At 62.6% G+C, this 14,528-nt stretch carries 9 protein-coding genes; 5 read left to right on the top strand and 4 right to left on the bottom strand.

Features of this window, described 5'->3' with window-relative positions:
- Nucleotides 1-134: 134 nt before the first annotated feature.
- Nucleotides 135-1,496: an outer membrane protein gene (locus AC1RT6_RS14520; RefSeq protein ID WP_079445302.1), complete on the bottom strand. Its 1,362-nt coding sequence runs from the start codon at nucleotides 1,494-1,496 to the stop codon at nucleotides 135-137.
- Between the two features lie 294 nt (nucleotides 1,497-1,790).
- On the opposite strand from AC1RT6_RS14520, the gene AC1RT6_RS14525 reads away from it, so the two are divergent.
- The 3 genes from AC1RT6_RS14525 to AC1RT6_RS14535 all read left to right on the top strand — a co-directional run bounded on the left by AC1RT6_RS14525 (nucleotide 1,791) and on the right by AC1RT6_RS14535 (nucleotide 6,581).
- A complete protein-coding gene (locus AC1RT6_RS14525) occupies nucleotides 1,791-4,313 on the top strand; it encodes a ligase-associated DNA damage response DEXH box helicase (RefSeq protein ID WP_079445276.1) in 2,523 nt (840 codons plus the stop codon).
- A gap of 63 nt (nucleotides 4,314-4,376) precedes the next feature.
- Nucleotides 4,377-5,117, top strand: a complete 741-nt coding sequence (gene pdeM, locus AC1RT6_RS14530) for a ligase-associated DNA damage response endonuclease PdeM (protein WP_079445277.1) — start codon at nucleotides 4,377-4,379, stop codon at nucleotides 5,115-5,117.
- Between the two features lie 189 nt (nucleotides 5,118-5,306).
- Complete coding sequence (locus AC1RT6_RS14535; protein ID WP_244553369.1) at nucleotides 5,307-6,581, top strand: NRAMP family divalent metal transporter; 1,275 nt, start codon at nucleotides 5,307-5,309, stop codon at nucleotides 6,579-6,581.
- 19 nt (nucleotides 6,582-6,600) lie between these two features.
- Here the strand turns inward: AC1RT6_RS14535 and AC1RT6_RS14540 are convergent, their stop codons facing one another.
- From AC1RT6_RS14540 to AC1RT6_RS14550, 3 genes are all read right to left on the bottom strand, one after another.
- Complete coding sequence (locus tag AC1RT6_RS14540) at nucleotides 6,601-7,383, bottom strand: TIGR02186 family protein (protein WP_079445303.1); 783 nt, start codon at nucleotides 7,381-7,383, stop codon at nucleotides 6,601-6,603.
- A gap of 2 nt (nucleotides 7,384-7,385) precedes the next feature.
- Nucleotides 7,386-8,312, bottom strand: a complete 927-nt coding sequence (locus tag AC1RT6_RS14545; protein ID WP_079445279.1) for a sulfite exporter TauE/SafE family protein — start codon at nucleotides 8,310-8,312, stop codon at nucleotides 7,386-7,388.
- A 181-nt stretch (nucleotides 8,313-8,493) separates the two neighbouring features.
- Nucleotides 8,494-11,685, bottom strand: a complete 3,192-nt coding sequence (locus AC1RT6_RS14550; RefSeq protein ID WP_079445304.1) for a tetratricopeptide repeat protein — start codon at nucleotides 11,683-11,685, stop codon at nucleotides 8,494-8,496.
- Between the two features lie 645 nt (nucleotides 11,686-12,330).
- On the opposite strand from AC1RT6_RS14550, the gene AC1RT6_RS14555 reads away from it, so the two are divergent.
- The gene (locus AC1RT6_RS14555; RefSeq protein ID WP_079445280.1) at nucleotides 12,331-13,701 is read left to right on the top strand and encodes a glutamate--cysteine ligase; all 1,371 of its coding nucleotides are present in this window, start codon (nucleotides 12,331-12,333) and stop codon (nucleotides 13,699-13,701) included.
- Between the two features lie 225 nt (nucleotides 13,702-13,926).
- Nucleotides 13,927-14,493, top strand: a complete 567-nt coding sequence (locus AC1RT6_RS14560; protein WP_079445305.1) for a PAN domain-containing protein — start codon at nucleotides 13,927-13,929, stop codon at nucleotides 14,491-14,493.
- The last annotated feature ends 35 nt before the right edge of the window (nucleotides 14,494-14,528 follow it).

A 14,528-nucleotide genomic window follows, 5' to 3' on the forward strand; every position in this document is an offset into this window, starting at 1 on the left:
ACGCGAACCGGATTCCACTTCGCTCGCGACCGGTTCATGAAGAAAGCCGCATCGCGATGCGATGCGGCTTTCTTGCCCACTCCCCCAAGATTTGTTCCGTCAGACCAGGACTTTGAAACCCTGGCCTTTTCCGATCAGTAGTTTGCGACCGTCGGCGTATTGAAGTGATAGTTCAGGCCGGTGCGGAAGATGTGCTCCTCCGCGCCGGTGCTCATTACGAACGGCCCGCCACCGATATTGAATCGTGAACGGCCGAGATCGACGTAGAGATATTCCGTCGTTGAGGTCCAGTTCGGCCCGAACAGGGGGCCGCCGAACAGGTTCACGATGGGAAGCGGCGTCTCGATGCCACCGCCCACGGTGTAGCCGGTGCGGGTGTTGGAGAAGCTAAAATTGTTGAGCGCAGTCTTGACGTTGCCATAGGCGAAACCGCCGGTCGCGTAGAACATCGAGGGTCCGATGGCGTAGCCGAGGCGGCCGCGCGCGGTGCCAAACCACTGCAGCTTCGAATTGAAATTGACAGAAGCCCCCGGCACGCAGCCGAAGCAGGTCTTGTTGTCCTCCAGGGTCGAGCCCTGGAAGTCGGTCTCGAGGCCAAAGACGATGTTACCAGCCTGCCAGTTGTAGCCGATCTGGCCGCCGCCGATGAAGCCGCTGGGCGCGAGATTGAATCGGGCGAGCGGATTTCCAGCCGCATCGGAGATGGTGTTGCGGTTGCGACCGAGTCCGCCGCCGGCATTGCCGCCGATATACAGGCCGTTCCAGTTTGCCGTGACTGTCGGTACGTACGGGCTGCCGGGGCCGCCGATGCGATAGTTCACGCCGGCGCGGAAGATATTCTCGTGCAGCTCGGAACGCAGCGCCTGACCGGGAAGACCTGCGAAGGCTTGGTTACCCAGATCGAGATAAAGGTACTCGATCTTGCCGGTCCAGTTGCCGCCGAGCGCGGCTTCGACGCCGCTGCCCCAGGTCCAGCCGCTGCGTCCGCCGCCGAACGCGGACGGCACGCCACCTTGAATGACTGTGGTGCCAACGTTACCGTAGGCCCAACCGCCGGTTAGGTAGGTCATCATCGGACCGTTAACCAGACCGACGCGGCCGCGCGCCGTGCCGAACCAGTTGAGTCTCTGATTATACTGGAGCGCGCCGACAAAATTGGTCCGGGTGTCGGTCATGTCGGCGCCTTGGAGGTCAGCTTCGACGCCGAATACGATCGGGCCCAGGAACGAATTGGTCTGCCAATTGTAGCCGATCTGGCCGCCGCCAACCGCGCCGAGCGGCTGCAGATGCGTCGAAATTGCCCCGGGGGGACCAAAATTATGCACGGTTTGATTGCGACCAACCCCGAGGCCGGCGTTCACGCCGAAGTAAAGGCCAGTCCAGTCATAGACCGGAGCCATCGGCGGAGCCTTGGTGTAAGGCCGCGGTGCAAGATCCGCCGCCTGGGCGCTCATCGCGGTGCTGGCCAGCAGAACGCCGAGCAGAATTTTTTTCATTTTCATTATGATGGTCCCCGACTGCAAATGACCGCGAGACTGTACGCTTCGGCGGGAAACTTGTCTGTGGTTCGGTAGCCACACCTGATAGGGAATGATGTGGTGACGGCGAAAACCTTGCAAAATCAGCATCAAAATCAGCATCTGGCATAACAATGCCGGACCCTATCGCGGCTTGTCCGCGCCTCCCAAGCCGCGCTGAACCCCACTCCGACCGTTTGCGGGGGGATGCTGATTCGCTTTCGATCCCCGCCAACTCGACCGGACGGGCGGGACGGCCTACCTTCTCGGAGCGTGGGAATCGCTGATCGCGAAAAGCAGCCCTTGCTGCCTGACGGCTTTCTGCGCTGGTTTGCGGCGCGGGGATGGTCGCCGCGTGCCCACCAGCTGGCGTTGCTGCGAAAGGCCCGTGCCGGCCGTTCGGCGCTGCTGATCGCCCCCACCGGCGCGGGCAAGACGCTGGCCGGATTTCTGCCCACGCTGGTGGACATCTCTTCTCCCTCTCCCCTTGCGGGAGAGGGAAGGCACCTTCACACCCTCTATATTTCTCCACTGAAAGCGCTGGCGGTCGATATCGCCCGCAATCTGGAAACCCCGATCACCGAGATGAATCTGCCGATCCGGGTCGAGACCCGCACCGGCGATACGCCGGTGTCACGCCGGCAGCGGCAGCGGCGTTATCCGCCGGACATCTTGCTGACTACCCCTGAACAGATCGCGCTTCTGCTGGCGTCGGACGATGCGCCGTTTTTGTTTTCGTCGTTGCGGCGCGTTGTGCTCGATGAACTGCACGCGCTGGTGACCTCGAAACGAGGCGATCTGTTGTCACTGGCGCTCGCCCGGCTGTGGCTGCTCGCTCCGCGAATGCGTACGATCGGCTTGTCGGCGACGGTGGCCGAACCGGAGTCGCTGGCGCGATTCCTGGTGCCGCAGCCCGAAGGCAAGGCCGTTTCGGCTGACATTGTCGAGGCCGAAGGCGCAGCCGCTCCAATTGTCGAGATGCTGGATACCAGCGAACGGCTGCCGTGGGCGGGACATTCGGCGCGTCATGCGTTGACTGAAATCTACGATCTCATCAGGCGCAACAGGACCACGCTGGTGTTCGTCAACACCCGGAGCCAGGCTGAGATGTTGTTTCAGGATCTCTGGCGCATCAACGACGACGGTCTCGCCATCGCGCTGCATCACGGCTCACTCGACGTCGCGCAGCGCCGCAAGGTGGAGCAGGCGATGACGGATGGCCGGCTGCGCGGGGTGGTCTGCACGTCGTCCCTGGATCTTGGCGTCGATTGGGGCGACGTCGATCTCGTCATCAATATTGGTGCGCCCAAGGGTGCCTCGCGGCTGATGCAGCGGATCGGCCGCGCCAATCACCGTCTTGATGAAGCCTCGCGCGCAGTTTTAGTGCCGGCTAATCGGTTCGAAGTGCTGGAATGCCGCGCCGCCATTGATGCGGTCAACGAAAATGCGCAGGACACGCCGCCGTTGCGCTCCGGTGCGCTCGATGTGCTCGCGCAGCATGTTCTGGGCTGCGCCTGCGGCGAGCCGTTCCGCGCCGATGAGCTTTATGACGAGGTGCGAACCGCCATACCCTATGCGGCGCTGACGCGTGCTGATTTCGACGGCGTGATCGATTTCGTCGCCACCGGCGGCTATGCGCTGAAAAGCTACGAACGATTTGCCCGCATCCGGCAGGACAAAGAGGGGCGCTGGCGCGTCGCCAATCCGAAGGTAAAACAAAGCTACCGCCTCAACGTCGGCACCATCGTCGAGGAGGCGATGCTGAAGGTGAAGCTGGTGCGCTCGCGGCACGGCGGTTCCGGTTCGACCGGCGCGATCGCGCGTGGCGGCCGCATGTTAGGTGAGATCGAAGAATATTTCATTGAAGGTCTCGTCGTCGGCGACACCTTCGTGTTCGGCGGCGAGATTGTGCGTTACGAGGCGCTGTCCGAGGATCAGGTCTATGTTTCGCGTGCCAATGACGAGAGCCCGAAGGTGCCGTCCTACATGGGCGGCAAGTTTCCGCTCTCGACCTATCTGGCCGAGCGGGTTCGCAACCTGCTCGACGACAAGCGCGCATGGCGCGGCCTGCCGGAACAGGTGCGCGAATGGTTGATGCTGCAGTCACATTTTTCGCGTGTGCCGCATGCGCGCGAGATGATCGTTGAAACCTTTCCGCGCGCCGACAAGCATTATCTGGTCTGTTATCCGTTCGAAGGCCGGCTTGCGCACCAGACTCTCGGCATGTTGCTGACGCGGCGATTGGAGCGTGCGCGTGCGCGACCGCTTGGCTTTGTCGCCAACGAGTATGCGCTCGCGATCTGGATGCTGGGGGACGCTTCGTCGATGATCCGGGAGCGCCGGTTCGATCTCGATGCGTTGTTTGATCCGGACATGCTGGGTGATGATCTCGAGGCATGGCTTGCGGAATCCGCGTTGATGAAGCGCACCTTCCGCAATTGCGCAATCATTTCGGGCCTGATCGCCCGCCGTTTCACCGGGGCGGAAAAGAGCCGACGGCAGGTCTTGTTCTCGACCGATCTTGTTTACGATGTGCTGCGCAAGCATCAACCCGATCATGTGCTGCTGCGAGCGGCCCGCGCCGACGCTGCGACCGGACTGCTGGATATCCGCCGCTTGAGCGATATGCTGGCGCGGATCAAAGGCCGGATTACCCACAAGCCGCTCGATCGCATTTCGCCACTGGCGGTTCCGGTGATGCTGGAAATCGGCCGCGAGGCGGTTTATGGCGAGGCGTCCGACGAGTTGCTCGCGGAAGCGGCCGACGATCTCGTCAAGGAGGCGATGGAGCGGTGATGTCCTCGCGGTCCATATTTGCCGTGTTCCCATGGCCTCCGCTCTTTTCGGAAGATCGTTCGCATGATCTATGAAAGCAACGAGCCTCTTTCCGATTCGGATCATCTCTTGAGCGTGCTTGCGATCAACGACGTCCCGTTCCGCGCGACCGTGCTTGTCGGCGGCGTCGAATTTCTGGCTGATCTTTCGGGCGCGCTGTTCTGGGAACGGGAACGCTTGCTCGTCGTGTCCGACCTGCATCTCGAAAAGGGTTCGAGTTTTGCCATGTGCGGCGTGCTGCTGCCGCCCTATGATACAGTTGCGACGCTCGGTCGTCTCGCTGCGGTCATCGCACGGTTCGATCCGCGTACGGTGATCGCGCTGGGCGACAGCTTTCATGATAGCCAAGCGCATGAACGCCTGTCCGCACTGGACCGCGAGGCGCTTTCGGCTGTGCAGGCGCGCCGCGACTGGATCTGGATTTCGGGCAATCACGATCCGGCGTTGCCATCCGATCTCGGGGGCGTTGTCGCCGAAGAAGTTGCGATGGGTGAGATCGTATTTCGCCATGAGCCGACCGGTGCTTTCGGCGAAATCGCAGGTCATCTGCATCCCAAGGCGCGGGTTTCGACGCGGGGTCGTTCGATAGAGCGGCGTTGTTTCGCCAGCGATGGCGCGCGCATGGTGATGCCGGCGTTTGGCGCCTATGCGGGAGGCTTGAGCATCCGAGACAGAGCGTTCGCCAAAATCTTCTCGGCCGATTTCACCGCGCACGTGCTCGGCTATGCCCACATGCATGCGATCGCGGCCTCGCGCTGCTGTTGAAAGCCGCGACGCCGCGGCTCATTTCACTCGGACAATGCCGCGCGGCGCTCGTTCGCCGTCGGCGGCGTCAGACGGACGGGGAACCGGAACCGGCCGGTCCGTGTTGTCAACGCGGTCGGAGCTAAGACACACATTCAAGAGCGACAACGCGCGGATAACATGGAAAGTGGACGCCGGAACGAGCCACCTATGAAAGGTGCGCCTTTACGGCCGTTTCGTGATGTCTTCAAAACGCTCGGGCCGGGCCTTATCACCGGGGCCGCGGACGACGATCCCTCCGGCATCGGCACCTACAGCCAGACGGGTGCACAGCTCGGCTACGGAGCAAGCTGGACGATGCTGCTGACGTTTCCCCTGATGGCAGCGATTCAGGAGATTTCCGCGCGGGTTGGTCGCGTCACCGGACACGGCATTGCTGGCAACGTCTGCCGCCACTATCCCGCAAGCCTGCTGAACGGCATCGTCTCGCTGCTGTTTATCGCTAACACCATCAACGTCGCCGCCGACCTTGGCGCCATGGCGGATGCGTCCAGGCTGCTGTTCGGCGGTCCCGCCTTTGCCTACGTGCTGCTGTTCGGCATCACCTCGGTCGTGGCGCAGATCTTTCTTGATTACGCGCGCTATGTCGCTGTTCTGAAGTGGCTGACACTGAGCCTGTTCGCCTATGTCGCCGCGCTCGCGGTCGCGCATGTCTCCTGGGGTGAGGCGGTTGCGGGATTGCTGATTCCGCGCGTCGAGTTCAGCGCGCCGTTTCTCACCACCATCGTGGCCATTCTCGGCACGACGATTTCGCCGTATCTGTTCTTCTGGCAGGCCTCGCAGGAAGCGGAAGACCAGCGTGTCGATGCCCGAAAACGGCCCCTGATCCAAAGGCATCACGGCGCGCAAAAGGAATTCCACCGCATCCGCGCCGATACCATCGTCGGGATGGCCTTCTCCAGCTTGATCGCGATCGCGATCATTCTCACCGCCGCCGCGACTTTCCATGCCACCGGCAAGACCGACATCCAGACATCGGCCCAGGCCGCAGAAGCCTTGCGGCCGATTGCGGGCCGGTTCGCGGAAGTGATTTTCGCGCTCGGCATTGTCGGCACCGGGTTGCTGGCGATTCCGGTGCTGGCGGGTTCGGCGGCCTATGCCGTTGGCGAGGGGCGACGATGGCCGGTCGGGCTGGCGCGCAAGCCAAAGGAGGCTGCTGCGTTCTACGCGGTGCTGGCGTTGTCGGCGGCGATCGGAATTGTCCTCAATTTCACCCCCATAGACCCCATCCAGGCGCTCTACTGGAGCGCGGTTATCAACGGTGTGCTTGCGGTGCCCGTGATGGTGCTGCTGATGTTGGTGGCGCGGCACCACGAGATCATGGGCAATTTTAGGGTAGGGGGGCCGCTGTATTGGCTCGGTTGGCTCGCCACCGCCATAATGGCGTTCGGTGTAGTGGCGATGGCGATCGCATGGGCGCTATAGGGATATGACTCCAAGACCCTCAGTCTCTGCGGAAAACGATCGATGCCATCCAGCCGGCCATCAACGCCATAAGCGCCGTCGCCACGCCGTAAACCAGGCCGTGTTGTTTGGCGGCGGTGGCCACGAACTGCTCGAAACCGACCTTGACGATTTCGAACGCCGTATCGGTCTTTGCGATCAGCGTGCCACCGGCAAGCAGCTTGATTCCGATGGTGTAGGTGCCGATCGGCACCTCTGCCGGGAGCGGGATGCCGGTACGAAACAGGGTTGGGGTCAGGAAAGTCACGGCCGAGGTGTTCTCGCGGTACAGCCCTTGTTCGCTTCGCAGCCTTATGAAGGCGCGCCGGAACGGATCGCTCGGTAGCACGTCGGCGTAGTCGGGACCGACGCGCTGCGTCAGCAGCACGTTGTTTAGTCCGAGTCGCTGCTGGCGCAGGATGTCCGGCGCGGCGATCTTGTCCAGCGGCCGGTCGGCGAAGACCGCAAGATAGGCCGGAACCTGGAGGAATTGCCGGGAATTGGCGTTCACCCAGATGCCGAACCACCGCTCCTTGCGGCGCGTGATCATGTCCGCGGGAGGGCCGCTGACAGTTACGACGAGATTGTAGCCGGCGGACGGAAGCGGCGCACCGCCGTCACGCTCGATCGAGCCGAACAGCACCAGTTCCTCGCCGGAATAGTTCGGCGTGACGGTGACGCGATGGTTCGATACGGAGACGATTAGGTGCTCGGCGCGCGCATCGTCCGCGCCGAGCATGACCCCTAGCAACAGGGCAAGTCCGGCCGACCATGTTGCGCGCATCCTCATATGCCGCCCGTCGCTTCGCGGACGGCGTAGAGATCGGTGGGTCGGATGCCCAGTTCGATCGCGAAGCGAACACCGACCGCCAGAATTAACAGCCCGAGCAGTAGCCGAAGGTGTTCGCCGCGGATGCGCTGCCCGGCCCGGGCGCCGAATTGTGCGCCGGTCACACCGCCGGTCATCAGGATCAATGCCAGCACGGCGTCGACGAGATGGTTGGTGGCGGCGTGCAGCACCGTGGCGAACGTCATGGTGATGAGGGTGAGCATCATGGAGGTACCGATCACAGTCGACGTCGGTACGCGCAGCAGGTAGATCAGCAGCGGCACCAGAATGAAGCCTCCGCCGATGCCCATGATCGCACCGATGAAGCCGATGAAGAGGCCGATGACGATCACCGGAATGGCCGAAAGGTAAATCTTGGAGCGCTTGAACCGGATTTTCAGCGGCAGGCCGTGGACCCAGCCATGGCCGCCCGCGCGTCGCAGCGGAATGGTCCCTCCTTTGCGGGACCGAAGCATGGCGCGCAGCCCCTCCCAGGACATCGCAGCGCCGACGCCGGACAGCAGCACAACGTAGGAGAGCGCGATCAAAAGATCGAGTTGCCCTAGCGAGCGCAGACGCGTGAAGGTCCAGACCCCGAATATGGTTCCAATAATGCCGCCGCTCAGCAGAACCAGCGCGAGCATTGGGTCAACTGTCCGCTTGCGCCAGTAGGACAGCGCTCCGGAGAAAGATGAGGCCGCGATGTGGCTAGTGACCGTTGCAACGGCAACCGCCGGGGCGATGCCGACAAAGATCAGCAGCGGTGTCATCAGGAAGCCTCCCCCGATGCCGAACATCCCCGATACGAACCCCACAGCTGCCCCCATCGCCAGGATGAGGAACACGTTGACCGGAATATCGGCGATCGGGAGATAAAGCTGCACGCGCGTTGTCTTCGGATTTGGCTGCTGGCTGGCCGGCGCCTTTCGCAGCTTGGACCTTCAGTCGCGGCACGGCCGCGAGCCGCACCCCTGCATAACCGAAATCATGGGCGGCCGGGGTTAAAGAATTGAGGACGGCCGGGCCTGCTGCCCCACCGTCACACCCGAAGTTGGTGAAGCTGGATTAATGCGCGATATGCCGCGCCATCGCCGGGGTCGCCGTCGCGGACTTGCGTGGCGCGGTTTTGGCGTGGGGCTTCGCGGTCGCGCTGTCCCATCCGCCGGCAGGACTGGGAACGTTGACGGCATCGTCGGGCTGAGGCGTGGGCGCGAACGTTTGAACCGCCAGCTTGGCCGCAGCGAGCGACTGCGGATCGAGTCGCTTGGCGACTTCGTCGCGCTTGCGCCCTGAATCCACGTCGCCTTGGGCGGCGGCGAGGCTGAACCACTTGTACGATTTCGCGAGATTCTGTTCGACGCCAATGCCGCGAGCATAAAGAATACCGAGATTGAATTGGCTGTCGGCTATTCCCCGCTCGGCCGCCTTGTGAAACCATTGCGCCGCGCTCGTGTAGTCGGCGCCCTTGCCGCCGCCATCGGCATCAAGTACGGCGAGGTTATGCATCGCCTTGGCGTTACCCCGGTCGGCCGCCTGTATATAATAATGCCGCGCCGTATCAACGTCCTTACTCGCGCCGAGTCCCTTTTCGTGCAGGGTGCCAAGTCTGAACATGGCAGGCACGATGCCAGCATGCGCCGCCCGTTCGTACCACTTCGCGGCTTCGTCGTAATTGACCGTGACGCCTTTGCCTTCGGCATAGCGAACGCCGACTTCGAACGCGGCCGCGGCGTCACCATGGAGCGCGGCGGTGCGCAGCGTAGCGCCGCCGATGCTCTCGGGGAGTGATTCGGAAGGCGGAGTTGCAGCCGGTTCGAGCGCGTGTGCGTCCGGGACCGTACCGGTGACGTCGGCGGATGTGGTCTCCGGCTGGCTCGCAGGCGTCGCGTCTGATGGGTTTGCGGTCGGCGCCGCACTGTCGCCGGCCGACGGTGCAATCATCGAGTGGCGGTCGATCGGTGTGGGCGCGATCATCGACGGCGACGGCGGAGTTTCAGTGCCGGGTCCGGCGTCGGCTGGCGGCTTCGTCACGGGAGCGGCCGGGCCGCTCTCGCTGAGGGTCTCGCGCGGAGAGCCGTCGAGCAGCGTCATCGCGAACTTGAAACTGCTGAGAACGATGACCACCACGCTCGCTGCAACGAGCAGGGAGCGGACCTTGGAGGTGATATTCGATCCGCCTGTGGCGGGACGTGCCGGTTCGATGGCGACCTTGGTTCGTCCGGCCTTGTCGGGGGGTGGCCCAGCGGCGGCAGCCGCCTTCGCCGCGCGGCGCGCGGCGGCGATGAATGATGAGCCGGACTGTTCGCGTGAGGCTTCGGCGGCGTCGCCGATCGCGCTTTCGGAGGCCGCGATTCGCTCCGACGGCGATGCTGTGCGTCCTGCCGGACGGGTGCCAGGCTCGAGTGGATGATCGGGCGGCAACTCCGGGCCGACCGCAGGATGCGGCGAGGGCGCGGTCGCGGATTGCGCAACCCGATCCGGATCGATGGTGTCTTTGGGGATCAGAACGTCAGCGATGGCGCGCGGGATCGGCGCCGCTGTTGCGGTGACGGCCGGAGCGGACTGCGTGGCCATCTGCGACAGCACGGGGTTCGGCAATTCCGGCTTGGGCGGCAGACCTGTCGCCTGTTTCGGCATCCCGTCGCGGGATGGCTCGGCCCGGACGGGCTGGGCGCGAACCGCGCGAAGGTCGCTTTCGATCATCGCCAGCCGGTCAACGACATGCTCGAGCGTGCTGTGAACGGCCTCAAGCGAGTCCTGGGTATGACGGTCGCTTTCCGATTGGCAGAAGCGCATCTCGGACAGTTCGCGCTTGATCGCCTCGACGACCTCGCTGTCCATGGTCGGGCCGGCGCTTCGTGGACTGTTCTCGGCCAGTGCCGCCAGACCGGCCTGCTGCCGTTCCAGATATTGCAGAATGTCCTGCAAACCTTCCTCGACGCGACCAAGATTGGGTCCTGAATGTTCGCCGGCGGCCTCCAGGCGTTCGAGCAGCAATGAGACCCGCTGTTCGAGGTGCGCCAGCGCCGAGGACGAGTCGTGGCCGGCCGGCAGCCGGTCGAGACGCTCGGACAGCGCCCGCACCGCCTCCTCAAGTTGTTCGGAACTGCTGCCCGAGGCCGTGCTTTCGCGGTTTTCGAGGGTCTCCGTCAGTGCGGCCACGCGCTGTTCGAGCGCGGAGAAAGAATCACCGTGGCTCTCAGGTCGGCCGAGCTGATCAACTTTAGACGACAGCATGTTGAGTTCGTCGCTGAGCCGCACCAGCGCGTCATTGGAGGCAACGTTGGAGACGATGCCGCGAAGCGCGCCGATCGCGTTCTCGAGCTGCTGCATCGTTCCGGTATCGCCGCTGCCCCGCACGATCGTATCGATCTTGTTGCCGAGATTGCGAATCGCGTCGTCAAATCCTGCGAGCTGTTCCGCCGGTTTCAGTGATCGCAGCGCATCGTGGATTTCATTGAGGGAGCGTTCGATATTCGCCAGCGCCTGACCATCGCTGCCGTTCTGGCGGATCTCGTCGATGCGCTGCGAAAGTAAACGAATCTCGTTTTCGATCGGCTCGATTGCACGGCGCGGCATAGCTTCGGTAATGACATGACGGAGACCGGCCAGCTCGATGCGGAATGCGGCGATCGACTGCTCGATCCCGTCCGGGCGTTGCAACGATTCGATCTGGCTCGTGATTTTGAGCAGTTGCCGTTCGAGGCCGGAGAAATCCGCCGCCGGTCGCGGTGTTCTCATCGCTGAGGCTGCAGGTGCTGAGCTGTATGAGGACGACGCGCGTGAAGTCTCATCGAGTTCGTGCTGACGCGCGATGACTTCCGCTATCGCAACTTCGAGCGTGACAGGCTCCGGTGATGACGATCGATTGTAAACCTCGGTTACGCCTCGATCGGCCCTGTAGGCATGTTGCTGCGTATTCTCTGTGGGTGTCTGGGCGGCGACCCGGGCGAGCCGGGCATCGAGCCGCGAAATGGCATCGTTGAGCTGGCGCGCGACCGCTGGTTCGCCGTTTGCGGCCGGGGTCGACAACTGATCGATCTGGCGCGTGATGGAATCCAGCCGCTGATGAATGTCCGCCATGTCGCGGTCATCCTGGCTCGAGACTACCGGCTGCGTTGGACCCGGTATGAAACCGCCAGCGTCGGGGCTGAGCCCGTCGTCGCGGGATACGCCGGCGCGCCGCGCGGCAGCGTCCGCCCCCTCGCGGCCGGATGGTTCGATTCCGTCGTCGCTCGACGATCCACGCGAATTCATGCTTTCGTCCAGTGTCGACCGCGCAAGATGCGCCCTCACGTTCCCCGAGCCCGTCTGGAATAAGACAATTCCAAACCGGCGCGGGTCCCGCCCTCGAGGCTCAACCTTTTCGTGTTACGGTAAACAAGGAGTTAAAGACTGGGGCGCTGCTCGCTAAAAGTGTCATTTTGAGACTGTGACGTGCAGGATCAACACCTTAAGCGTGTGTAGATTTTCTTTTTGCAACCTAAGATTGTTGGATTTCGGTTCTACCGTGCGACTGGGTTTTCGTGATGGTGCTCTCATTATTTTCCAATAGTAATGAGCGCCATTCCGGAGCCGTCAGGTCATTTAAGCCGAGCCGATTCGTGCTCGACCTTTTGCACCGCAAACGAATAGTCAGCGACCACGAACTGGGTCCGTCAGAATTCTGGCGTCGGTCGAGCGGCAAGTCGGCTCCAAACGCTCGGTTGACGCCGCAATGCTTTGCGGGCTGCTTGACCGGCCCGGTTGTTCCTGCAATGAGGCTCAGGCGCTTGCAGTGAGAGACGGTGCGTCCGCGCGATGATGTCTCTTTCATCTTTCGCGATTGCGGGCCACGGCTCGATACTCTTCTAAACCGACACCGCGTGCGCTCGATCGCAACGCCCCGCATCGGGATCTTTCATGGCGCGTGACCAGATCGATATGACGCCGCTGCAATCGCGCGACGAACTCGTGGCTTGGCTGGAGGCAGGCGTGAAGCCTTCGTCCGAATTCCGCATCGGCACCGAGCACGAGAAAACTCCGTTCACGCTTCAGGGTCACGACCCGGTGCCTTACGAAGGGTCGCGCGGCATCGGCGCCTTGCTCGAGGGTATGCAACTGCTGCTCGGCTGGGAGCCGATCATGGAGCAGGGCAACATCATCGGTCTTTATGACGTCACCGGGGGCGGTGCGATTTCACTGGAGCCGGGAGGACAGTTCGAACTGTCGGGTGCGCCGGTCGAGACAGTGCATCAGACCCAATCCGAGCTTGCAGCGCATCTGGCGCAGGTCAAGGAGATCGCGACGCCGCTCGGTATTGGATTTCTCGGCCTCGGCATGACGCCCTCGTGGTCGCTGGCGCAGATTCCGATGATGCCAAAGGGCCGCTATAGGATCATGCGCGACTACATGCCGAAGGTCGGCCGCTACGGCCTCGACATGATGTTTCGGACCTGCACGGTGCAGACCAATCTCGACTTCTCGTCCGAAAGCGACATGGTCAAGAAGCTGCGGGTGTCGGTGGCGTTGCAGCCGGTTGCGACGGCGCTGTTCGCAAATTCTCCGTTCACCGAAGGAAAACCGAATGGTTTCCTGTCGTATCGTTCGGAAATCTGGCGCGACACAGACAACGCTCGCGCCGGCATGATCCCCTGGGCGTTCGAGGACGGCATGGGTTTCGAACGCTGGGTCGACTACGCGCTCGACGTTCCCATGTATTTTGTCAAACGCGGCGAAAATTATATCGACGTATCCGGCTCATCGTTTCGTGATTTTTTTGACGGCAGGAATAAGGCCATCCCCGGCGAACGGCCGACTCTTTCGGACTGGGCCAATCATCTGTCGACAATTTTCCCGGAGGTGCGGCTCAAGCGGTATCTGGAAATGCGCGGCGCCGACGGCGTGCCTTGGGCGCGTCTGCCGGCGCTTTCGGCGTTCTGGGTCGGCTTGCTCTATGACGACGCCAGTCTCGATGCCGCGTGGGACATCGCGAAGCGCTGGAACGCGCAGGAACGGCAGGCGTGGCGCGATGACGTCTCGCGCTTGGGATTCAAGGCTCGGATCAAGAATCGCTATCTGTTCGAAATTGCCAAGGAGTGCCTTATGCTGGCGCATGGAGGCCTGCGCCGGCGCGGTCGTATCGACCATTTCGGTCGCGATGAGTCGCGGCATCTGGAGCCGCTCGATCAAATTCTGGATTCGGGCCGCTCTCCGGCAGAAGAGATGCTGGAGAAGTTCAACGGCGCGTGGGCTGGGTCCGTGGAACCCGCCTATAGCGAATACGCTTTTTAGAGGAGCCTTGGGTCGCGTCGCGAACAGGCGGCGGAACGGGCGACAAATACAAATCCGTTCCGTTTGCTTTGCGGGTGTGGGAGATTCGATTCTGCCGAATCGAGGGATCATTGGGTCAGCGGGTTGTTTCGCGGCAATTGTTCATCCGACGTACATCGAGGTCGCGATTTAATGAAGCCCATCCGCGCACGTCCTTGTTCGGGATACGTCGTTTTGCGGCACGTGATGAAAGCCTATGCACCCAAGGTCGGCCTGACGCTGCTGGCAGCACTGTTGTCGATCTCCGTTCCGGCGACGCGTCCGGCCTATGCCCAGACGAATTTCGATCGACCGGGCGCTGACTATCTGCGGGCGCCGCTGCGCTCGGGCGATCCGGCCGATTGCGGCTTGGCATGCGAACGCGACCGCCACTGCCGAGCCTGGAGCTTCAGCTATCCCACCGAACGGTCGGAAACCGCGGTGTGCTGGCTCAAGAACGCCGTACCGCCGCGGATCGCGAATCGGTGTTGCGTGTCCGGCGTTCGCGGCGCGGGCGTGATCGAGCGACGGATCGGTCCGGTGGAGACCTCCACCGATCGCTCGGGCGGCGACTATCGCAATTTCGAAGTCAAGAAAGACGATAGAGCCGACGCGGATCAGATTTGCAGGCATGCCTGCGATACCGATAGCAAGTGCCGGGCCTGGACCTATGCGCGGCCGGGATACGCCGGCAAAGCCGCGCGATGCTTCCTGAAAAAGGAAATCAAACCGCCGCATCGTAGACCCGGATTCACGTCCGGTGTCGTGCGATAGCTCGCGCAATCGCTATCCGTGCTGGGCCGGGACGC

The organism is Nitrobacter sp. MLSD-S21, from assembly GCF_058809865.1.